16 protein-coding genes are annotated in these 22,510 nt (G+C 51.2%); 12 read left to right on the forward strand and 4 right to left on the reverse strand.

Going from position 1 to position 22,510, the window contains the following annotated elements; all coding sequences use genetic code 11:
* Positions 1-177: 177 nt before the first annotated feature.
* The gene (locus tag H0248_RS19430; RefSeq protein WP_010308737.1) at positions 178-642 is read left to right on the forward strand and encodes a tRNA (cytidine(34)-2'-O)-methyltransferase; all 465 of its coding nucleotides are present in this window, start codon (positions 178-180) and stop codon (positions 640-642) included.
* A 10-nt stretch (positions 643-652) separates the two neighbouring features.
* Here the strand turns inward: H0248_RS19430 and H0248_RS19435 are convergent, their stop codons facing one another.
* The 4 genes from H0248_RS19435 to cpxR all read right to left on the reverse strand — a co-directional run bounded on the left by H0248_RS19435 (position 653) and on the right by cpxR (position 5,856).
* Positions 653-1,453 (reverse strand): DUF3142 domain-containing protein, encoded by an 801-nt coding sequence (locus H0248_RS19435; protein ID WP_180787149.1) that lies wholly within the window; start codon positions 1,451-1,453, stop codon positions 653-655.
* Positions 1,423-3,597: a hypothetical protein gene (locus tag H0248_RS19440; RefSeq protein ID WP_180787150.1), complete on the reverse strand. Its 2,175-nt coding sequence runs from the start codon at positions 3,595-3,597 to the stop codon at positions 1,423-1,425. Before H0248_RS19440 ends, H0248_RS19435 begins: the two co-directional genes overlap by 31 nt.
* Before the next feature lie 193 nt (positions 3,598-3,790).
* Positions 3,791-5,161, reverse strand: coding sequence for an envelope stress sensor histidine kinase CpxA (gene cpxA / locus H0248_RS19445; protein ID WP_180787151.1), 1,371 nt, complete (start codon positions 5,159-5,161; stop codon positions 3,791-3,793).
* On the reverse strand, positions 5,158-5,856 hold the full coding sequence (gene cpxR / locus H0248_RS19450; protein ID WP_010281574.1) for an envelope stress response regulator transcription factor CpxR: 699 nt from the start codon (positions 5,854-5,856) through the stop codon (positions 5,158-5,160). Before cpxR ends, cpxA begins: the two co-directional genes overlap by 4 nt.
* A 153-nt stretch (positions 5,857-6,009) precedes the next feature.
* Between cpxR and cpxP the strand changes: the two genes are divergently transcribed.
* The 11 genes from cpxP (at position 6,010) to pfkA (ending at position 22,236) form a co-directional block, all read left to right on the forward strand.
* Positions 6,010-6,534: a cell-envelope stress modulator CpxP gene (gene cpxP, locus H0248_RS19455; RefSeq protein ID WP_180787152.1), complete on the forward strand. Its 525-nt coding sequence runs from the start codon at positions 6,010-6,012 to the stop codon at positions 6,532-6,534.
* 336 nt (positions 6,535-6,870) lie between these two features.
* Complete coding sequence (locus H0248_RS19460; protein WP_180787153.1) at positions 6,871-7,131, forward strand: type II toxin-antitoxin system RelE family toxin; 261 nt, start codon at positions 6,871-6,873, stop codon at positions 7,129-7,131.
* Positions 7,132-7,201: 70 nt separating this feature from the next.
* Positions 7,202-7,570: a helix-turn-helix domain-containing protein gene (locus H0248_RS19465; RefSeq protein ID WP_180787154.1), complete on the forward strand. Its 369-nt coding sequence runs from the start codon at positions 7,202-7,204 to the stop codon at positions 7,568-7,570.
* A 267-nt stretch (positions 7,571-7,837) separates the two neighbouring features.
* The gene (locus H0248_RS19470; protein WP_180787155.1) at positions 7,838-11,581 is read left to right on the forward strand and encodes a DUF4132 domain-containing protein; all 3,744 of its coding nucleotides are present in this window, start codon (positions 7,838-7,840) and stop codon (positions 11,579-11,581) included.
* Between the two features lie 69 nt (positions 11,582-11,650).
* On the forward strand, positions 11,651-12,760 hold the full coding sequence (locus H0248_RS19475; RefSeq protein ID WP_180787156.1) for an ATP-binding protein: 1,110 nt from the start codon (positions 11,651-11,653) through the stop codon (positions 12,758-12,760).
* A gap of 59 nt (positions 12,761-12,819) precedes the next feature.
* The gene (locus tag H0248_RS19480; protein WP_180787157.1) at positions 12,820-15,384 is read left to right on the forward strand and encodes a DUF5682 family protein; all 2,565 of its coding nucleotides are present in this window, start codon (positions 12,820-12,822) and stop codon (positions 15,382-15,384) included.
* Positions 15,381-16,532: a VWA domain-containing protein gene (locus tag H0248_RS19485; protein WP_180787158.1), complete on the forward strand. Its 1,152-nt coding sequence runs from the start codon at positions 15,381-15,383 to the stop codon at positions 16,530-16,532. The genes H0248_RS19480 and H0248_RS19485 overlap by 4 nt, the downstream gene beginning before the upstream one ends.
* Positions 16,529-18,601 (forward strand): SWIM zinc finger family protein, encoded by a 2,073-nt coding sequence (locus H0248_RS19490; RefSeq protein ID WP_180787159.1) that lies wholly within the window; start codon positions 16,529-16,531, stop codon positions 18,599-18,601. Before H0248_RS19485 ends, H0248_RS19490 begins: the two co-directional genes overlap by 4 nt.
* Before the next feature lie 293 nt (positions 18,602-18,894).
* Complete coding sequence (locus tag H0248_RS19495; protein ID WP_180787160.1) at positions 18,895-20,082, forward strand: sugar transporter; 1,188 nt, start codon at positions 18,895-18,897, stop codon at positions 20,080-20,082.
* An 81-nt stretch (positions 20,083-20,163) separates the two neighbouring features.
* Positions 20,164-21,066, forward strand: a complete 903-nt coding sequence (fieF, locus tag H0248_RS19500) for a CDF family cation-efflux transporter FieF (protein ID WP_180787193.1) — start codon at positions 20,164-20,166, stop codon at positions 21,064-21,066.
* Between the two features lie 207 nt (positions 21,067-21,273).
* Positions 21,274-22,236, forward strand: coding sequence for a 6-phosphofructokinase (pfkA, locus tag H0248_RS19505; RefSeq protein ID WP_180787161.1), 963 nt, complete (start codon positions 21,274-21,276; stop codon positions 22,234-22,236).
* The last annotated feature ends 274 nt before the right edge of the window (positions 22,237-22,510 follow it).

Raw genomic sequence — 22,510 nt, forward strand, 5'->3', positions numbered from 1 at the left:
TTTACGATCTATCCATTATCGCCGCTCGAATGCCTTTATCTGTAAGATCAAGTGTAATCGCTGTGGATGAAAACGTCGTGCAGAGTAATCCGCAATCCTGCGTGCACAGGTTTTGGGTTGCCCTGTGGGAATGCGTTATACTGCGGCGGAATTTTTCTTCGTGGTTGACGCTATCTTATGTTCCATATCGCGCTCTATGAGCCTCAAATTGCACCGAACACCGGCAATATTATCCGACTGGCGGCCAACAACGGCTGTACGCTTCATTTGATTGAACCGCTGGGGTTTGATTTTGAAGAGAAAAAGCTGCGCCGCGCGGGGTTGGATTATCACGATCTGGCGAACGTCAGCCGTCATAAAAATTATCAGGACTTTCTGGCGGCGGTTCCCGGTAAACGCATCTTCGCGTGTACCACCAAAGGCAGCCGCCCCTACGATCAGCCGACCTACCAGCCAGATGATGTGCTGCTGTTTGGATCGGAAACATCCGGCCTGCCAGACGAGATTCGTAACGGCTTTGAGTCAGATTTCCGTATCCGCATCCCCATGCAGTCTAATAACCGCAGCCTGAATCTGTCGAATGCCGTGGCGATCATCAGCTATGAAGCCTGGCGGCAAAATGGTTTCGGCGGTTGCCTGTAGCTATGGCTTGCTACAGTCTGTTGTTGGCAGATTTTTTCAGTGGTGGATTCACCAGAAACACCACTTCCCCACGATAATACGGTGAAGTGGCAAGACGCTGCTGCCACTGCGGTTCCCACTTGCCGTGTTGTACCAGGCCGACCCGGAAAGGCAGGGTTAGTTTCATCAGTGTGGGCAGGTACTCTGCGTAGTTGGTAATGGTGCTGCGCGCCTGATAAGTCTGTACCACTACTTCATCCAACTTGCCCTGTAAGCGATTCAACGCCGGCACATCACCGGTTTTAGACCAGTCGAGCAGCCCCGTAATACTGAGCTGACAGTCTTCGGGTAAACGCGCGCGCAACTGCGTCAGAAACGCGACATAGCCTGCTAACTGATAGCTTTTCGCGTCAAAATCGATCTGAATTCCAACTACTTGATTGCCCTGACGTCGCCACTTTTCCCGTAACTTTAATATCCGGTTCAGGTGGCGATCGGAAAGTTCCAGCGTGGTCATGCGGAAAGCCAGCCAGATACGGTTAACGCGCAATTGGCTGGGTGGAATCCCCTGACGTAGGAACACGACTTTACCCTGACGGCGCGCCACTTCGCCCTGATGCAGGTATAGCGTCTGCGCCTGATGCAGAATCGGCTGGGGCCGCACCGCCGCCCATAGCCAGAAGTCCTGATAGCGTGTTGCGTCGACGATGGTGGAGGCCGTGTTGATGGCTGAAGGTGCAACGTTAACGGAAGCGGCCTGCGTACAGAGCGCGAGCAGGCCAGCCAACATGATTAACGGCGTTACCAGTAATAATCGAGCTTGTCTGCCCACACGCTGCCTTTGTACTTGGTTTTCAGTTGGGTAAACCAGGCTTTGCGGGTTGCCTTGCTGATGTCCTGTGGGCCGCAGTCGTTATAGCCACTCGGTGCATAGCAGTAGACCGCGCGATACAGGGCATAGGTTTTGTCTTCCGGTGGCGCTTTCGGATCGGCAATCACCCGCATATACCCATCCAGACGATTATATTCGGCGCCGACGAACTGCGTTGGCGCGTTGGTGAGTCCGCTCAACATGCTGCCTTCACCCCAATCGAAGCCCACGCTGTTATTGGTGCGCAGGAAAAATTCACCGAGGCAGTTAATCGAACGGGCATCATTAGGGCGTTGGTTCAGCGTCGTGACCACGTCATTCAGCGCCGGGCATTGATAGTCTTCTTCGGTATCGCTGCCATCCCAGTCAAATTCCGTCAAATCTTCCTGATTCCAGCTTTGATTTTCGCTGCTGACCAGCGGTGCGATATCTTTTCTCAACTGAACATCTTTGAGATAGCTGGCGTAATCACCGTGGGTCAGCGACTTGGTTAACAGCGTATGCAGCGCGATAGCCCGTTCTTCATGGGTTTGCTGTGGACCCGTTTGCTGGCGCAGCAGGTCGGCGTTGGCGCTAACTTTCAGCACGGCGGAACGGAAACGCAGGTTTTTCACCGGGCTGTCGGCGGCAAAGATCCGCTCTGGATGACCGGCTTTGACCAGCGTTTCCGCCAGCGCCAGTTGCAGGAACTGATTTTGCGTGTACCCCATATTGCGTGTTAACAGCTGACGCCAGTGCGCTTCTGCCTCATCCCAGCGCTCTAGGCGCACCAACGCCCGACCGCGTAAGACTTGCTGGCTGAAATGCACGGTATCGGTCAGATCGTTCTCCTGTGTCGCGGGAACGCTGTTAACCACGGCGGCGTAATCTTTTTGGCCATAAAACAGCTGCGCGGCCTGAAGGTAGCTAAACGCCTCCTGCATGTTGTCTTTCTCGAACAGCGGCTTCTGCGCGGCCAGTTCGTCAACGGATAAGGCAGGTAATGCCAGCCAGCCTTCATCTGAACGCAAGCGCTTGAGATCTTGCACCATCGTCAACGGTGGGCTGCCCGGTGCGCTGGTGAACTGCCGATTTTCCAGCAGTTTGTTGTCGATCTCGTCGCTCAATTCAAGGAGTGCTTCGACGTCAGTGGTGTTGTTCAACCCGTGTTGGTACGTTGTCGCTAAGGCATTCACATCGTCCATAATCCAGTAAGCGCGGCGGTACAGCCCGTTAGCGGACTCGATGTAGTGCCCGTCTGGATACTGTTTCAGGTAGTCGCCAATCTGCTGAACGGCCAGCTGTGCAGCCGCTTTATCGGCTTTACTGGCATCAAACATATTGTATTCATCCAGCGCGTTTTCCATCGCTTTATTGATCGCTACGCGAATCAACATATAGCGCGAGGTTTCCGCGACCCACGGCTGTGGTGAAGACGTTAACGCCTGAAAGCCGCTTTCCGCCTCATCAAAGTGACCTTGATAGAACGCCAGCGCCGCGAACAGATATTGCATGAGAGCGCCAGCATGTCCTTCGTCCGGCAGGCTTGCAAGACCCTCGTTCAGCGCCTCTTTGGTGTACAGCGGGTTGAGGAGATTTACCCGCTGATGTGCCAGCAGTGTGCGTTGTTCATGGGTGAGCTGTGTGTCTGCTAACAGGACGTCAAAAAACGCTTCCAGCGTGGAAAGCTCATTGGAGATATGGCGTCCTTCGTTATCGTCAGGCGAAAACGTGGAGATCGTACCCTGAACGGCTAAAGGGAGGTTAAGCTGTTTCGCTTTATTCAGCGTTGAAAGGTAGGGCGCATCTGCCGTGACATCCTCTTCTGAGTCAGAAGTCGGAGTCCCTTCTGTGGCGGCAATCCCCATGACCCGGTAGGCGGTAAAAGGGTCGATACGTGAACGTGTTTGATCGGGTAAAGGATGGGGTAACGGAAGCGACATGCTGTGGAGACGGCTTTGCAGCAACATCAGGTTAGCACGTGTGTCGTTGCCTGGCTGCAAATAGGGCAGGGCAGACATGCCACATTCCGAGTCGGAAAAGCCGCACACTCCATCGCTGGAACTGAATACCTGACTGCTCATTAACGCGGTCAGTACGCCAGCCAGCAGCGTTACTCCTTTCATGGTTGGTATCCTTCATTCAACACGGGTCTTGCCTGTTTTCGGCATGAGTAGCGATCACTCTACGCAATCGCCTAAAAAACTCAATGCAGTATAACCGTGAGAAGATAAACAGAAAGTGACAGGTGCCCATGTCGGGCACCTGAGAGCATGTGATAGAATGAAACGTCGGTGATGGGGAAAGTGTCTTCTTGATTTACCGTTGATGCAACGGCAGCCAGATGATCAGACGCAATCCGCCCAATGGACTGTCTTCCGCTTTTACCCAGCCTTTGTGCTGCGTAATAGCCGTTTCCACGATGGCAAGTCCTAAACCGCTGCCGCCGGATTCGCGGTCACGCGCTTCATCCGTACGGTAGAAGGGGCGGAAAATCTGTTCGCGATCTTCCTGGCTCACTCCGGGACCATCGTCATCCACTTTAATGGTGATGCCCTGATTGTCCACCGAGAAGGCCACTTCGATGTGGTTGTGAGAATAACGCAGCGCGTTGCGCACGATATTTTCTAGCGCACTGTCGAGTGAGGCAGGGTTGCCAAAGAGCGTCCATGGCCCCGGAGGATAGGGCACTTCCAGCGTTTTCCCCATTTGCTCGGCTTCAAAGGCGGCATCATCCAGCACATTGCCCCACAGTTCATCGGCACGCAGGAACTCACGGGTCAGTTCATTCTTGTGTTGATTACGTGAGAGCACCAGTAGATCGTTAATCATGCTGTCGAGCCGCTGCGTTTCCATTTCAATGCGGTTCAGCTCATTGCCTTCACCCTGACGCCTACGTAGCAGCGCCGTTGCCAACTGCAAGCGTGTCAGCGGCGTACGCAGTTCATGGGAGATATCCGACAGCAGGCGTTGCTGTGCGGTAACCATTCGTTCCAGCGCGCTGACCATCTGGTTAAAACTGACGCCCGTAGCCAGAAATTCCTGTGGGCCAGACTCTAATTCAGGATGTTGGCGTAAGTTGCCTTTGGCGACTTCGTCAGCCGCATGTTTAAGCTTACGCGCGGGTTTCGCCAGACTCCAGGCGAGCCAAAGCAACAGCGGTGAACTGATCAGCATGGTGAAGATTAGCAGCAGCAAAGGACGGTCAAATAGCAAACTAATGAAATCGGACTGCGGACTGTTTGCAGGGCGAATCAGATAAAGCTGGTAGTTGTCATCACCATCGCGGATCGCAAAAGGACCAAGAAGCTCAATGCGGCCGTAATTTTTCTTTTGCGGGTGATCGGCGTTATCCGACAGCCCGATAAAATTACGCACAATCGGGGTTTCATGCTTCTCTACGCCGAAGATCCGGCCTTCACTGGTGACCAGAAAAAGGCGCTGTCCCGGCGGAGCCCACTTCTCCAGCACCCAGAACAGCCGTAGCCACCAGCGCAGATCGTTGGCTGGCGTGTTGGCGAGGTCTGCTTCAATGTGCTGTTCCAGCATGATGCCCTGCCGCTGTTCGTTTTCCAGCAAGGCGGTAAGCTGGCGCGAGTCCAGCTTGGGCACCATCAGAACCAGCATGAGTACCAGCGCCAGCGTTAACCAAAAAATGGCAAAAATACGGGCGGTCAAACTATTGATCATGCAGCTGATACCATCAAATAGCCTCGTCCACGCAGCGTTTTAAACCAAGGCAGACCATCCTTGCGTTCTGGCAATTTACGTCGCAGGTTCGAGATATGCATATCGATCGCGCGGTCAAACGGCGTCAGCCGTTTCCCCAGCACTTCCTGACTTAAATGTTCGCGTGAAACCACCTGTCCCAGCCGCTGTGCCAGTAGATAGAGCAGCGTAAATTCGGTACCTGTCAGATCCAGCACGATATCGTCAAAGCTGGCTTCCTGCCGTCCGGGATTCAGACGCAAGCCGTCGACTTCCAGCGTCGGGGCGCTGTTATCACCCGCCTGCTGTTGATCGGTCCAGTTGGAACGGCGGAGAATTGCGCGAATTCGCGCCACCAGTTCTCGATCGTTAAAGGGCTTCGGCAGATAATCATCCGCACCCAGTTCCAAGCCAAGAACACGGTCTAATTCACTGCCGCGGGCGGTCAGCATAATGACCGGTGTTTGATGCTGCTGTCGTAGTTCTTTTAATGTATCGATACCGTTTTTCTTCGGCATCATCACATCGAGTAATAACAGGTCAATGGTGTTATCTAATACCTGTAACGCCTGCTCACCGTCGTAGGCGACAACGACGTTAAAACCTTCCATTTCGAGCAATTCTTTAAGTAAAGCGGTCAGCTCTCTATCGTCATCAACCAGCAGAATTTTATTCATGTTTTCTCTACCTCCAAGGGCAAAATACGACATAGATTAGCGCTATTCCATGACTTTACGTAGTTTTACATCCTCTGACGCATGTTTGCAGCAAGATGCGTAGACTCCTGTTCATTGATTCACAAAACGACGTACCGCTCTGGAGAGTTATTGATGCAACAGTTCGCAACCTTATCTCTTGCTTCACTGCTTATGTTAGGCACTTTTACCGCCGTTGCAGCAGAAAGTGGAGACGCCTCGGTGAGCGGCTGGCATATCGATGATTCCGTTACAAAAGGCACATCCGTCCAGCAAGGTATGTTCGATGGCGTGAGGCTGACTGAGCAACAGCGTCAGCAAATGCGTGATTTGATGCACCAGAGCCGTCAGGACAAGCCGACGTTTAATGCCGAAGATGTTAAAGCCATGCATAAGCTGGTGACGGCAGAGACGTTTGATGAGGCGGCGGTGCGAGCGCAGATAACCCGAATGATGAGTGTGCAGCTTGAGCGTCAGATTCAGATGACCCGAGTGCGCAACCAAATGTATAACCTGCTGACGCCAGCGCAGAAAGAGATATTAGAGCTGAAGCATAAGCAACGCATGAAAGAGATGCAGCAGCAGATGTCCCTGTTTAACCAGATGGCTGCGCCGGCACCAGGTACGACAAGCCATGCCGAGACAGAGAATCCCGAGTAGTAGTGCGAGTGTAGTAAGTCGCTTGTAGTAAGCGTAGTGCAGTCCGAGTAGTAATGTGTAGTAGGTACACACCCTGTTTTTCCTTGCCATAGACACCATCGCTGTCTTTTTGCCCTCCATGATGGAGGGCTTTTTTTTGGGATTTTTAAGACATATAGCGTGCTTTGACTTCATATAGATGATTTTCCGCTCCAGTGAAATGGCTGGCTGTGATGAGGATAGATATAAACGCTTGATGATTAGATTTTAATTAGATATTAATTGTCTTAATTAGCTAATTGTCTTATTGTTTATTCATTCGAAGCGGATATGCACTTTAATAAATCAAGGAAATTGATGGTAAAGGCCATCTGGACAAGGAAAGCGTTGAAGCAACGTTTAACGATAGACCGCAGATATCAGGACACCATAAGCGAGAAAGTTGCTGAACTACGCAGTTTTCCTGCCGTAAACCTGGACATTATGGCGCTGAAGGGTGAGGCGGGAAAATTCAGGTTACGGGTGGGAGGCTACAGAGTAATTTTCGAGATTGTTAAAGGTGAGCCCCTTATCTGTGAGGTTCAGGTGGTCAAACGCAGAACCTCAACGACTTACTAATTATCAGGTTGGGTAATCCGCCCGTTTCCTGATGACATACACCGCGACTCACTGACCCTCGGATGAAATTATGTCAAAACCACAATTTATCAATGATGTGAACGGCAAGCCTCAGTTTGTTGTTCTACCTATCAGCGAGTATGAAAAGCTGCTGTCTGATAGCGATTCAGGTTATGAGGATATTCCTTATATTGCCGATGAGTACGACAACGAAACCGTACCTAATGATGTGGTAGAAATTATGTTCCGTGATGATGTTAGCTTGCTTGCGGCATGGCGTATCCATCGCGGATTATCACAATATGATGTAGCTGAAAAGCTAGGGACAACGCAATCAGCGGTTTCGCAATGGGAAGCGAAAGACTCACGGCCTCAGAAAAAAACCCGAGAGAAATTGTCTGAGATTTATCACTGCCGCCCAGAACAATTGATCCTTTGATTGTATTACTACGACCCGCTTCAGCGGGTTTTTTTATCTGAAAATAACCACGTAATACCTGATGTTTTTATTAATGTTGTGATATTTTCAACCAATTCTATTTTTACCTAAAATTTTGGATAAGATTAAAATAAATTGGATTTATTCACTGTATAAATAACAATAAGCGAAATTAAAATTTGTAAAAAAAGATGAATTTTAAAATTGAGAATAATCAAAAATCATGTTAAAAAGTTACTGTTTATCTATACATAACCAGGTGCTGACATGATAAAAAAATTATTCGATCTGTTATCGATTTTTGGTGATAAGAAAGTAACGCCGACGGAAACGTTGCTGCAAGAATCTCTCTTGCCGCTTGCAGAACTTGATAAAACGTTGTCGAAGAAAATATTTAATTATGTCATGACGGGCACCGAATCTGAGGTTCTTTATACCTTAAATCAGTTAGATTTTGATAAAACAATCGTCCTTCTGGACAAGCCGGGTTCAGTTGATTGGTACTATGTTCAAAATAATAATTTTAATTCCAGTGAATATAATAAAATAATCAGGCAGGCAAGGAACGCGCGTTATAAGCTCTATTCCATGGTAGGTCAAGGATTAACAAGTGAACAAACGGTACGTTTTGCGAAAGTATTAGCTGCGGCATGTCAGAATAAAAATATAAAAATAATAACTGACGAAGTGCCAAACTGGGTGGTTTATTTGCTCTGTGATGCGTTGGCCACTACGTTGAAAAGCACATCTAATGAAAAGTTGAAATTACATCACCGTGCTGGTTGGAGCGTTCAATTTCTCGCTGAACTGGTTGCCAGTGAACAGCATGATAAAAAAGGCGAGAATATTTTATTTGCTATTTTTGATCGGAAGGAAATAGGTGAATACTATAGCTCGGAGTTAGCGATTTTCTTTGAACTCCCTGATTTGCAGACATATATCGAAAATCATGCACAGTTTGTCCGCACGACGCTAGTGGACAAACTTTCTGCACCCGGCCAGATTCAGTTCCTGAAGTATTTATCCGACCGTGAAGTGTTGCGTGTTTTTTTCTCAGATGTCATTGTTAAATTAGCAATGGATCAGAAAAAGATGGTGCGCAGCGAAGCTGAACCGCTGCTGAATACTCTTCCCACGAATGATGTCAAAGCTCATCTGAGTGATATTCTTTTTAACGGAACGCCAAAACAGCGCTCTCAGGCTGCCGATCTCTTTGCCCGTCAGGGAGAAAATAAAGATATTTTAGAACAGGCATTACAGTTAGAAAAAAGTAAGGCAGTGATAAAAAATATCGAAAGTGCCATTACACGTTTTGACGTTGTTGATACGGCACAGGATATAGCACTCCCTGAATTACCTGAACTCACGTTGCTGGCTGATACGCCGTTGCCTGAAAGCGCAAAAGAGATTCTTGTCGAAAACCTGATGGAAATGGTGGAAACGGCAAGAATAAATGCGGAAAAAGAAATAGAACAAAATAAAACGAATGCGTACAAATATAAATGGGCGCAAGAACATTATGCTAAATTAAAAAAATTAAGTGCTGAACATTGCCGTGCTTTAGTTGATAAGCTTAATCATGGTAATAATAAATTATCTAGTGAAGATATTAGCATCATTAAACATAAAAAACGTATTAGCAACCTTCCTGAATTTACGTTTTATCATGCCATGAGAGTTATTTTTGGCAATATGCATACGTACTTCAATCTAGTCACTGCTCGAATAGAAAATGAAACTCCCACTCATATTATTGCTGGATTGGAATTACGACAAATTGAAGGTGTTTTGCAGGCGTTGGCATGCCCAGAACCTGCACGGATCGCTGCCTCGTTATGTTTAGAATCTTATAACCATGGGTTGAGACTATTTCCTAAACCGGAACAGCTCTGGCCTTTTTTCTCTCAACATCCAGACTATATCGCCGAAGCGTTGGGGCTATTGCCGAATAAGAGCGACAATAGATATCGCCAATTTGAATTGGGTCAGGCTTTTGAGCTGCTTGATAAATTCCCTGCTATTCCCGCGCAGTTTATTCCGCGCATTATGGAACTGGCTTTAGGCGAGAATAAAACGTTCCGCGTGAGTGCGCAGAAGTTGCTCGAAAAATTGCCGAATGTGCATGTGAATGCGCAGGAAAGCCTACATTCCGCAAAACAAGAAATCCGTATTACCACGATCGAGTGGCTTGCGCGAATAAAACATAAAGACAGTATCGCGCCGCTTTATGCATTGTTAAAAAAAGAGAAGAGAGAAACCGTCCGAGCTGCATTGCTGGCGGCGCTAGAGCAATTTGGTGAGGATATCTCACCGTATTTATCCGAAAAGGTATTGCGTGACGAAGCGTTGAAGGGACTGAAAGCAAGCCCGCCTACGAGCATGAGCTGGTTTGACTATAACGCGATACCGCCATTGAAATGGGAAAACGGTAAGGCCGTCGATGCCGACATTATCAAATGGTGGATAATTCTGGCGGTGAAATTAAAAATGCCCGCAGGTAACACGTTATTGCAACGCTATGTCGGGTTATTAGCCAAAGAGAGCCAGCATAAGCTGGGCCACTTTATTCTACATGCGTTTATCACGCAGGATGTAAAAAATCCGTCGCTGGAAGACGCGATATCGGAAGCGCATAAGGATGCGCCCGCACGTTTAAAAACGTATCAGTATTATCTTGAGCGTTACCCTGAGTATTACCAAAAATATGAGCATTACACGCTGGAGCAGGCGGCTGAGGAAATAAAAAATGAAGTCCTGCGGCGCTATTTAGGTTCTGCCATCGCGGATAAAGGTATGTTGGCGTTGATTGGTCGTATCGAGGGCCATGTTGCCGTCTCCGCATTACGCAACTACATGCGTGACCATTATCAGCGTCGTTCACAGATTGAAGCGATGATCAGCGCGATGGCGATTAGCGACGATCCGCTCATTATCCAATTGTTGCTCTCTCTTTCACGCCGCTACCGCACTGCGGCGATTCAGGAAAAGGCGCGTGAGCTAGTCAAAGAGATTGCCGATCGCAATGGCTGGAGCGCGGATGAGCTGGCCGATCGCACGATCCCTACGGCGGGGTTGGATGAAACGGGTACGCTGGTGCTGGAATACGGCGAGCGGATCTTTACTGCGCGCATGGACAACAAACAGAAGTTGGTGCTCCTTAACCCGGAAGGGAAAGAGATTAAAGCTCTGCCTGCGGCGCGCAAAACGGATAACGAAGAGCAGATAAAAGAAGCGAAAAAGCTGTTCTCATCGAGCAAAAAAGAGCTGAAACAGGTGATCGACTTGCAAACTGCACGTTTGTATGAATCGATGTGTGCTCAGCGCCAATGGTCGAGTGAGGACTGGCAGACTTACATCATGGGTCACCCTGTGATGCGCCCGCTGATTGAGCGCTTGGTGTGGCAAGAGGTGAAGGATGAGAAGGTACTCAATACCTTCAGGCCAACGGATGACGGCTGCTTAATTAATCTTGAAGACGATGAAGTTGAACTATCGAACGGTACGCTGATTCAGTTTGCGCATGCCGCTATTGTCGATAACGAGACGCGTGAAGCCTGGCTCGCACATTTTAAGGATTATAAAGTGGCGTTCTTGTTCTCGCAGATGGTACACAAGCTGCCCGAACTCGATCGTAAACTGGTTGAAATTGAGGACAAAAAAGGGTGGTTGACCGATACGTTCACGCTGCGCGGCGTCTTAACCAAAATGGGATATCAGCGCGCGCCAGCGGAAGATGGTGGGTCATTTAGCCATTATTATAAGCATTTCAGTAGCTTGAATTTGTACGTCAATATTGGGTTTAGCGGTAGCTACGTGCCAGAAGAAAATATTCCGGCGGTCTTGTTTGATTTGAGCTTTGAGAAAAATCAGCAAAATTATTGGGATCGCAACAATCTGGCGTTACAGGATGTCCCCCCCATTTTACTGGCAGAAAGCTATGCCGATTACCTGAAAGCCGCAGATGCTTGCTCGGGATACGATGCCGACTGGGAAAGCAAAACGCCTTGGTAATCCGCTTATGGAGCCAGTACGCCTTGTGCTGGCTTCGTTCATTATTTTGTGGCGAACAGAGACACGAACATGGAAAAACACTCACCGATAGCCAACGATGTGCTGCGTCAACATGCCGAAATCCGCTTTGCTGATGAATTAGCCCGCCTGACCAACGCGGACGAAAATAACCCGAAGCCGCGGGGCTGGCTGCGCTCGCCTCGTGCGGTGCGCCAGTTTATTTTAGGTGACGATGCCTTAGGGATTTCCGCGAAATTTTTTGGCGATAACGCGCTGGTCGACCGAGCGATTGTGACGCTGCTGGGGAAACAAGGGTTGATGTTGGTTGGTGAACCCGGAACCGCGAAATCGATGCTGTCTGAGCTGTTTGCGGCGGCGATCTCGGGAGATTCCGGCTTGACCATTCAAGGCACGGCGGGAACGACGGAAGATCATATCAAGTACTCATGGAACTATGCGCTGCTGCTTGCTGAAGGCCCCACCGAGCGGGCGCTGATCGGTTCACCGCTCTATCAGGGAATGATGCAAGGCAGGATTGTCCGTTTTGAGGAAATCACCCGCTGCCCGCCAGAAATTCAAGATGTTCTGGTTTCTTTGATGTCTGAAAAACAGCTGATGATCCCTGAAATGGGCGAGCAAGGGCGGATCAGTGCCAAACCCGGCTTTAACCTGATTGGTACGGCTAACCTGCGCGATCGCGGCGTACATGAAATGTCAGCGGCATTAAAACGACGCTTTAACTTTGAAACGGTGAGGCCGATTCAAGATCCTGAATTCGAGATCGCGCTAATTCAAACGCAGCTTACGCGTGAATTGGGCGATTTGGCTGCGCTTGTCACCGTGCCACCGAGCGTCATCGAATTGCTGGTGACCACCTTCCAGGAACTGCGCTCGGGCAATACACGCGACGGCGGCAGCATCAAAACGCCGGATGCGGTGATGTCGAGTGCGGAAGCGGTCAACATTGCCTATGCCTCCGCGCTTGAGGCGCATTATCTGGGTGATAGCACGCTGAATGCGGGCGCTATCGCACGCCAGATTATCGGCGTGGTATTAAAAGATAATCCTGACGATGCAAAACGTATGCGCTACTACGTTGATAACGTGGCGCGAGAAAGGGCAAAAAGCAGCGATGACTGGAAAGCGTTTTATGATGCCTCACGACAGTTTTGGAAGTAAGGCCGTGGCCAATTGTTGTTGATAATTTCACGGACATTTTTTCATGAGGAAACGCGCTGGTGAGTCTCTCAAACATCGTATTGCCCGCACGAATGGAACAGGCGCTGGCAACATGGGATTTCTTGCAGTCGCAGCAGATCTATTTTGCGCCGGTTCGCCACCATAGCCCAGCGTGTGCCTATGGCCTGCTGTCATTGATTGACGATATCCAGCCCGATCACATTTTGATTGAGGCACCGGTCAGTTTTAATCACCTATTGCCCGATTTGCTTCATCCTGACGCCAAGCCTCCTATCGCGGTGATGGGGCAGGCTGACGTTCACGCCCGCGAGCCGCAAGAGGGTGAAACACCGCAAGCGACCACGCGCAGCGCTTTTTTCCCTTTTTGTGACTATTCGCCCGAATGGGTTGCGCTGCACGCGGGGCATTGTCACAACGCGACACTACGCTTTATTGATTTGCCGTGGGTTGAGCAAATCGCGATTGAGGAGCGTCAGAATGACGCCAGTCAGAGCCTGCAAGCGGAACGTTATCTCGCCCATAGCCAGTTCATTTCAGCACTCGCAAAAAAATGCTATTGCCGCGATCACGATGACTTGTGGGAGCATTTATTTGAACTACGTTCGATTGAGGCGCTGACCGACTGGCAAGCGCTTTTCCGCGATACGCTGGTCTGGTGCGCGTTGGCGCGACTGGATTATGAGCCTCAGGTTTTGGAAGCTGAGGGATCTGCACAGCGTGAGGCGCATATGCTCGCCGCTATCATGCAGATTCGTGCTGAAAATCCAACGGGGAAAATTCTGGTTGTCACCGGCGGTTTTCATTCGCTGGCGCTGCTCGAAGGGCTGTCTCACGACGGGAAATCGTTCAATGCCTTCACAGATACCGCGAAGAAGCAGTACCAAAAACAGCTTAAGCAGGCGGAAAACGACAGTGCGTGGCTCATCCGCTACAGCTTTGACAGATTAGATGCGCTCAACGGGTATGCCTCCGGCATGCCTGCGCCTGCGTACTACCAGCGAAGCTGGCAGATGCTTATGGCACAGCGGGATGATCGGGTGGGGGAAGCGGGGCCGCCACCGCTCACGACCGAGGAATACCGCAATAATATGGGGATGCGTTTTTTGTCTGAGGTTGCCAGCCTGCTCCGCACTAAATCTTTTGACGATCCGCCCAGCTATATCACGGTAAAGAATGCCGTCGAGCAGAGCGTACGGTTAGCGGCATTGCGCGGGCATGAAGGCCCCGGCCGTTACGACCTGCTGGATGGGCTACAAAGTAGTTTTATCAAAGGCAGTATCGATGATGCGCAGCGCGATCTGTGGCTTGAGATTAACAAGGTGTTCTCCGGCCATACGTTAGGACAGATCCCGGCAGGCAGCGCAACGCCTCCGCTGGTTGCTGAAACCTATCGGTTAGCGAAATACTATCGTTTTAAACTTGATGACACGCTCGTCAAACTGAGCCGTTTGGATATCTATCGCAACCCGCAGCATCGTGCCCGCAGCCGCTTTCTTCATCTGCTGAGCTTCCTTGAGGTGGGCTTTGCAACGCGCAGTCATGGCCCTGATTTTTTGAGCGGTCACAATCTCGATCTGCTATTTGAAGAATGGCACTATGCGTGGACTCCGTCGATCGAAGGGCGACTGATTACGCTCTCGGAGAAGGGAAGCCAGCTCGAAGCGATTGCCATCGATAAACTACTCTATCTGGAAAAGCAGTTAGCGGAACAGGGGCAGAATCGGTCGAGCAAGAATGCGGTACAGGTGCTGATTCAGGCGGCGCTATTGGGCCTACAGTCGCGTTTAGCTGGGCTATTCCGCTTATTGCATGACGATATACACAACGATTTTCGGTTAAGTTCGCTCGTGGAATGCGGGCATAGTCTGATTCATCTCTGGCGCGGGCGTGATTTTCTTGGTTTACGCACTCAGCCTGAGTTAACTCAACTGCTGTTTAAGCTGGTTCCACAGGCACTGTTTTGCTTACCGACCATCGCTGCGGGTGATGAATCACAGCAGGAAGAACATTTCACCGCATTGCTTGCCTTGCGTGAGCTGATTGAATTTATTCCTACGCTCGATCCCTCTAGTAACGCCAGTCGCGATTTTTACCACCAATTGCAGCAGATCGCCCCTGAATTAAAGGACGTGCCTTTGTTAAAAGGGACGGTTGATGCGCTGCGCTATCTCGGTGATGACATTGATGAACGCACGCTTGATGACAATTTATCGAACGTCTTTAGTCAGGGTAGCGATCCCGAGCAGGCGGTTCGCTATTTTGTGGGATTAATGCGCGTCGCCCCTGAGCTGATTATCAAAACGCCGCGTTTGGTTGATAAGTTAAATGCGCTCATGTCGCAGTGGGATGATGACCGTTTTCTGCATGTGTTGCCCGACCTACGCTTTGCTTTCAGCCAACTCACACCGAAGCAGAATGCGACGTTAGCGAGCTATATCGCCGAGCAATGCGGCTTCTCTGAGCCGGAAATGCATCTTTGGCAAATGGACTTCACGGAGCAGGAACTGCTACAGACGATGCAGTTAAACCAAAAGCTGCAACAGCAGTTGGCGGAAGACGATTTACTGTCATGGTATGAAAAAGAGAAGGGTGCAGTCCGATGAGTGCGCAAGATCCGCAGTCTGATGATAAAGAAAAAAACGGCAAACGCTGGCGATTGATTCTGGGCCACTACGCCGACGAGGCATTAGGTAACGCGGCGTTTGATGCGAATGACCTGAAAGTTGAGCGTACTCTGGATTATCTCTATCGCCGAGAATATCAGCGTCGTGGGCTTAAGCAGGAAGGAGGGCGGCACGGCTCTTTGGATCAGTCTCAACTGACGGCGGTTAACTGGCTCAATCAGGCGCGTAAATTGTTCCCCAGCAGCACGTTTGAGCGAATGCAATCGCAAGCAATTGAACGCTATGAAATCTCGCATTTATTCAACGATCCACAGGCTCTGCAAGCGATGGAACCCACGCCCGCGCTGGCTAAGGCGCTATTGAGCTTGCGTGGACGGATGAATGAACAAACGCGTGAAGCGGTGCGCGACATTATTCGCAAGGTGGTCGATGAGATATTACGCACGCTGAGGCCGACGTTTACGAATGCGCTTACCGGTCGCCGGAATCGATTCCGACGTTCACCTGTCGCCAGCAGTCAAAATTTTGACTGGCGTGCCACGATTGCGGCCAATCTTAAGCACTTTGATCGTGATAAGAACCGGCTGGTCATTGAAACACCGCATTTTAATTCACGCATGCAGCGGCATATGCCGTGGGATGTTATTTTGTGCGTCGACCAAAGTGCTTCGATGTCCAGTTCGGTGATGTATGCAGCGGTCTGCGCCAGCATTCTGGCGGCGCTGCCTGCGGTACGGGTTTCATTGATTGTATTTGATACACAGGTGGTTGATTTATCGCATCTTGCCCACGATCCGGTTGAGGTGCTGATGACGGTGCAACTGGGAGGCGGGACGAATATTGCGCAGGCCATGCAGTACTGCGAACAGCGAGTACAAAACCCGAAACGCACCATCGTGACGTTAATCAGCGACTTTGAAGAAGGCGGTGCGCTGAATCGCCTGCTCAGTTGCGTGCAGCGCATGCACAGTCAGCAGATCACGTTGTTAGGGCTTGCCGCGCTTGATGATGCCGCACAGCCGGTATACGACACCGCAATCGGGCAAAAGCTGGCCGATCGCGGCATGCATGTTGCGGCGCTGACGCCGGAGCACTTTGCGCAGTGGCTGGCGGAGGTGATGCGATGAGCTGGCAATCCCTCTACCTGAATTATGATGACGATGCGTTGGGCGTTTTTGCGAATGTCGGTTTATTGCGTCGGGCAAAAAAAGATCTGGCTGGCGATAAGGTGGCGTTGGTGACCGATGCCGGGCAAGAAGGGCATTTTGTCAGCGATGGTCAGCAGGTGGTGCTTAATGCGCAGGGAATACAAACCGCGCGGTGTGATTGCCCCGCTTCGGGCTGCTGTAAGCACATTTTGGCGGCAGTGCTGTGGTTACAAGACCATGCTGAATGCGGTGCGGAGCAGGCCTCGCCTCTCTCTGAGGAAACCACCGTACTACTGATAGACGTGCTTGCCGAGATCTTACAGCTTGATCCTGAGACGTTAATGAAGCAGGTCGGCAAAGGGCAAACGCGGCATGCCGCGCGATTTGTTCAGATGTGGGCGGAAGAATCGGTGAGGACGGAATCACTGCCCAACCAGCTTAAAATTCACCTGCCGATGCTGGAAAATCCCGTTATCTATCTGGCTGGGGCGGGGTTTGCTGGCATGCTATCGGATTTCTTACGGGATAAGCAGCCGGCCTTGCATCTTGCTGCCATTGCCTGCCTCTTTGAAGCCAACCAACGTGTCTGGCCGTGGCCCGAGGATTGCCTGGCTCAGGAAACGCAAGTGCGGGCGCTACATGCTGATGAGCGTGCGCTGATTGCTACGCTTCACATGTTTATTCAGGACATCCTGAACCAGGGGCTGTCGCATATTAGTAAAAGCAGTGCGCGGCAGCTTCATTTGCTGAATATGTCCGCTCGTGCGGAAGGGCTCCCTCGGCTGGCGGGCTATTTGCGTAATGTGAGCGGGCAGGTCAGCCTATTAGCGGACAGGCATTACAGTCTGGAAGAGCGTGATGTGCTGCTGTTCATTGCCCGTCTGTCGGCTTATTTATACCAGCTTGGGCAGGCGACGCCTGAGCGTTTGCTACATCTGCGTGGGCGGGTACGGCGGCAATATCAACAACAGCCTGAAGCCTTATCGCTTGTACCATTGGGCGCGCAGTGGTGGGTCACCGAAGGCGGTGCGCGTGGTGCCACCTTTTCGTTTTGGGATAGTGAGAATCAGCGATTACTGCACTGTACGCAAGCGCGGGCTGATTACCATGATGTGACGTTTAGCCAGCAGGGCGTGTGGCAGGGGCAGACTATGTGGAAACAACTGGGCGAGCACATCATGCGTGCTCCCTTTACGCTGCACCATCCGCGTTTTTCTGACGACGGGAAATTGGCCGCAGGTGGAGAAAGTTACGCGAACCTTGAAAGCACGCCGTGGCCTGCCGCCGCCTATGTGCAGTGTAAATCGACGTGCGGCATTGCTGACTGGTCGCAGCTGTTTCACTATTTTGAGCAAGAGAATCAGGATTACCCACAGCCTCTGCTGCTGCATGTGAACCGCTATGACTCCGTCGTCTGGAATGAGGTGGAGCAGCGTGTGGTCTGGCCGGTCTTTGATAATGCGGACAATGCGCTGTATCTGAGCCTAAACTGGGAAAAAACGCAGCATCAGCGCATAGACAGGCTCAAACAGGCGACTCAGCAAAAGTGGGCGATTGTGGCGGTGTTGGTTCAACCCCGTCGCCGTGGGAATGATATTGATCTCCATCCTTACTCTCTCTTGGTGAGTGATGGCAGCGCGGTGACCGCATTTTGTTTGGATTTTCAGACCATCAAGACCAAGAAAACAGTACCCAGTTTTATTAGCCATATCCAAACGATATTTGCAGAGAAAAAGCGGCGTAAAGTGGTGCAGCGTCCCTTGCCGACGCTGGCACAGCGGGTTTGTCGCCCGATTCTTGATGTGCTGGACGCGCAGGCTTGCACCGGACGGCGGTATTTAACCTCAACGCAAAGAGAGCAGTTGCAACACGGTATGAAAACGGCCAATGAACTGGGTTTAACGCTCGTTGAAAATGCGTTGTCGCACTATTTAGCGCAGCCCCAGCCGGATGTGTATAGCCTGCTGCGGATCGTCTTTCTTTGCGACAGGCTTCAGCGTTTTCAAAACGGGTTACCGATTGTGATACGCCAGTCGTCATCTGTGTAGCGCCTTTTCCTGACAGAGAACAGCATGAACGTTGAGTAAGAAAAGCACGAAAAAAGACAGCGTAAGGGAGCGGTAAAGCGTAGAATGTGAGCACCAAAAATGATGCTCATGAATGTTCCCTTACCTGTTTTCAGGCTTTTGGCTGACATCCTCATAAAAGCACGCTGAAATACCCTTGGCCGCTCGCCGATTACACGGCGATGTCATTCTTTCCCTGTACCATTGCTCCATCGCGTTAGCCTCTGCCACGACAGGGGGCGCATTCTTTTATTTTAACTTTTGATATCAATATCATGACCCGTTCTTCCCGTTCGACCGCCTGGTTACGCGTCGTCAGCCTTTCTCTGGCGGCCTTCATTTTTAACACCGCTGAATTTGCCCCCGTTGCGCTCCTGTCAGACATCGCCGCCAGCTTTTCCATGAGCGCTGCGCAGGTCGGGCTGATCATTACGATCTATGCCTGGGTGGTTGGGCTGATGTCGCTGCCCTGCATGCTGCTGTCCAGTGATATGGAGCGACGCAGCCTGCTGATCAAAATCTTTATCCTGTTCGCCGTCAGCAATGTGTTGTCCGGTTTGGCCTGGAACTATTGGGTGCTGGTGATTGCTCGTATTGGCGTGGCGCTGGCTCACGCGGTGTTCTGGTCGATTACGGCATCGCTGGTGGTGCGTCTGGCGCCTGCGGACAAAAAAGCACAGGCGTTAAGTTTGCTGGCGACCGGCACGGCGCTGGCGCTGGTGCTGGGGTTACCGCTGGGGCGTGTGGTCGGGCAGTATCTGGGCTGGCGTGTGACGTTTGTCCTTATTGGCCTGATTGCTGCGGGGATTATGGTGGGTCTGATGAAACTGCTGCCTGTGCTGCCAAGCAGCAATTCCGGTTCGTTGAAGAGTTTGCCCCTCCTGCTTAAACGTCCAGCATTGCTGTGCGTGTACGGCCTGACTGTGATGATCGTAACCGCGCACTTTACCGCCTACAGTTATATCGAGCCTTTTATCCAGAAAGTGGCGTTGTTGAGTGAAAACTTCACCACCCTCTTGCTGCTGATTTTTGGCGGTGCTGGCATCATTGGCAGTATGCTGTTCAGCCGCTACAGCAGCAAATATCCGGCAGGCTTCCTGATTGTCTCGTTCGCGTTTCTGGCGGTATGTTTACTACTCCTGCTGCCTTTGTCATTCAGCGGCTGGAGCCTGTCGACGCTGTGCATCATCTGGGGAATCGCCATTATGGCGCTGAGCCTGGGAATGCAGGTAAAAGTGTTGACGCTGGCATCGGATGCCACCGATGTGGCGATGGCACTCTACTCAGGAATTTATAACATTGGGATCGGCGGCGGTGCGCTGCTGGGCAATCAGGTTATTATCCATTTGGGCCTGCCCGACATCGGTTTCATGGGGGCAGCGATGGCGATACTGGCAACCGTGTGCTGTATTTTTACGTTTGTCCGCTATTCCCGTGTGTTAAAAACGTCATTGGCGAATTGAATACGGCAATGACTCAAGCGACCTTTTTTCAGCCAAGATCTCCGTTCTCTGTAAGGGCATCTGTTTTACGTTGAGGGTATGATGAATCGACACTATGCGCGTCTAGTGACGCTGGCAGCCGTGAGCGCAACCGCCGTGGCGCTGGCGCTGTTCATAATGAAAGTATTTGCCTGGTGGCATACTGGTTCGGTGAGCCTGCTGGCATCACTGGTTGATTCGTTGATGGATATCGCCGCGTCGCTCGTGAACCTGCTGGTAGTGCGCTACTCGTTGCAGCCGGCGGATAATGAGCACGCATTCGGCCACGGTAAAGCGGAGTCATTGGCTGCGCTGGCGCAAAGCATGTTTATCTCCGGCTCGGCGCTGTTCCTGATCCTGACGGGGCTGCAACATTCGCTGGAGCCACAGGCGCTGCACGCGCCGGAAGTAGGCGTATGGGTGACGCTCATTGCGTTAGTGGTCACGCTGCTGCTGGTGTCGTTCCAGCGCTGGGTCGTGAAGCGCACGCACAGTCAGGCGGTACGTGCGGACATGCTGCATTATCAGTCCGACCTGTTGATGAACGGCGCGATTCTGGTGGCGTTGGCGCTCAGTTGGAAAGGTATTACGCGCGCCGACTCCCTGTTTGCATTGGGTATTGGCGGCTATATTTTATATAGCGCGTTACGCATGGGGTATGACGCTGTGCAGTCGCTGTTGGATCGCGCGTTGCCGGAAGACGAGCATCGCGCTATTGCTGAGATGATTGTGAACTGGCCGGGCATTCGCGGCGCACATGCGTTGCGTACCCGACGTTCTGGTCCAACGCGCTTTATTCAACTACACCTAGAAATGGATGACACGTTGCCTCTGGTTCAGGCGCATCAAATTGCAGATGATCTGGAGCAGGCATTGCATGAACAGTTTCCAGGTGCCGATATTATTATCCATCAGGATCCGGTTTCTGCTGTGCCGGAAAATCAGCGTGGCAGATTGACAGCGTAGTCGGCTAGGTTTCAGCATTTTATGTTAAAAACGTGATACGTCATGAAAATTTATGCACAATTTAGCCTGACCTGAATCAATTCAGCTTCGGGTGTTTGTTATAATATGCTAATAAAAGAATAAGGCGTTGCTGCCGTGTTTCACGGCGGCGGTGAATTTACGATAGAAGAATCCTGCAAAATTACATCTACAAGTCCAGAGGTTGTCATGATTAGAAGAATCGGAGTGTTGACGAGCGGTGGCGATGCACCAGGTATGAATGCCGCAATTCGTGGTGTGGTTCGCGCTGCACTAACGGAAGGGTTGGAAATTTACGGCATTTATGATGGTTATCAGGGCTTGTACGAAGATCGCATGGAGCAGTTGGATCGCTACAGCGTATCGGATGTGATTAACCGTGGCGGTACATTTCTGGGTTCCGCGCGTTTCCCGCAGTTCCGTGATGAAGCGGTGCGCCAGGTCTGCGTAGAAAACATGAAGAAACGCGGTCTGGATGCGCTGGTCGTCATCGGTGGTGACGGTTCTTATATGGGTGCCAAGCGTCTGACCGAAATGGGGTTCCCTTGTATCGGCTTGCCCGGCACGATCGATAACGACGTCGCGGGTACGGACTACACTATCGGTTACTTTACTGCGTTGGAAACCGTGCTGGAAGCGATTGACCGCCTGCGTGATACCTCCTCTTCACACCAGCGTATTTCCATTGTTGAAGTCATGGGACGCCACTGCGGCGACCTGACGCTGGCGGCGGCGATTGCCGGCGGCTGTGAGTTCATCGTTCTGCCAGAAGTGCCGTTCAGCCCGGAAGATCTGGTCTGTGAAATCAAAGCGGGCATTGAGAAAGGCAAGAAACACGCGATTGTGGCGATCACCGAACTGGTGTGCGATGTCGATGAACTCGCGAAATACATTGAGAAAGAAACGGGACGCGAAACCCGTGCGACCGTACTGGGTCACATTCAACGCGGCGGCTCGCCGGTTGCCTACGACCGTATTCTGGCTTCACGCATGGGCGCCTACTCTATTGAGCTGCTACAGCAGGGCTACGGCGGCCGCTGTGTCGGTATCCAGAATGAAAAAATGGTGCACCACGACATCGTTGATGCCATTGAGAACATGAAGCGTCCTTTCAAAGGCGACTGGCTGGATACAGCGAAAAAACTGTTCTAATCCACGAAAGCTGATGTTTTCGCTAATTGACGGCTACACCAACCTTGCCGTTATTCGGCGTAAAAAATTATGCTGAGGAGATAGCAGGCTTCGGATGAGCCGCAGGACGCGGCGAAAGCTTGCGCCACGTCGGGAACGTGTCGCAAGCGGTCCGATTAAGCCTGATACTGACGAAGGCACCGCGGCAGCGGCATAATTTCCCGCCGAAAGCCTGGGGTCACGGGGCGAGCGGCGTTTGAGCCGTCCCGTGTCGGGCGCGTGCTACAAGGTAGCA

Source organism: Pectobacterium brasiliense, from assembly GCF_013449685.1.
Classification (GTDB): Bacteria; Pseudomonadota; Gammaproteobacteria; order Enterobacterales; family Enterobacteriaceae; genus Pectobacterium; species Pectobacterium brasiliense_A.

Excerpts from the sequence above, each read along its gene's own strand:
- H0248_RS19440 (WP_180787150.1), bottom strand. The coding sequence starts at position 3,597 with ATGAAAGGAGTAACGCTGCTGGCTGGCGTACTGACCGCGTTAATGAGC.
- cpxA (WP_180787151.1), bottom strand. The coding sequence starts at position 5,161 with ATGATCAATAGTTTGACCGCCCGTATTTTTGCCATTTTTTGGTTAACG.
- pfkA (WP_180787161.1), top strand. The coding sequence starts at position 21,274 with ATGATTAGAAGAATCGGAGTGTTGACGAGCGGTGGCGATGCACCAGGT.
- H0248_RS19470 (WP_180787155.1), top strand. The coding sequence starts at position 7,838 with ATGATAAAAAAATTATTCGATCTGTTATCGATTTTTGGTGATAAGAAA.
- H0248_RS19490 (WP_180787159.1), top strand. The coding sequence starts at position 16,529 with ATGAGCTGGCAATCCCTCTACCTGAATTATGATGACGATGCGTTGGGC.
- H0248_RS19495 (WP_180787160.1), top strand. The coding sequence starts at position 18,895 with ATGACCCGTTCTTCCCGTTCGACCGCCTGGTTACGCGTCGTCAGCCTT.
- fieF (WP_180787193.1), top strand. The coding sequence starts at position 20,164 with ATGAATCGACACTATGCGCGTCTAGTGACGCTGGCAGCCGTGAGCGCA.
- H0248_RS19475 (WP_180787156.1), top strand. The coding sequence starts at position 11,651 with ATGGAAAAACACTCACCGATAGCCAACGATGTGCTGCGTCAACATGCC.
- H0248_RS19485 (WP_180787158.1), top strand. The coding sequence starts at position 15,381 with ATGAGTGCGCAAGATCCGCAGTCTGATGATAAAGAAAAAAACGGCAAA.
- cpxR (WP_010281574.1), bottom strand. The coding sequence starts at position 5,856 with ATGAATAAAATTCTGCTGGTTGATGACGATAGAGAGCTGACCGCTTTA.
- H0248_RS19465 (WP_180787154.1), top strand. The coding sequence starts at position 7,202 with ATGTCAAAACCACAATTTATCAATGATGTGAACGGCAAGCCTCAGTTT.
- H0248_RS19460 (WP_180787153.1), top strand. The coding sequence starts at position 6,871 with ATGGTAAAGGCCATCTGGACAAGGAAAGCGTTGAAGCAACGTTTAACG.
- H0248_RS19430 (WP_010308737.1), top strand. The coding sequence starts at position 178 with ATGTTCCATATCGCGCTCTATGAGCCTCAAATTGCACCGAACACCGGC.
- cpxP (WP_180787152.1), top strand. The coding sequence starts at position 6,010 with ATGCAACAGTTCGCAACCTTATCTCTTGCTTCACTGCTTATGTTAGGC.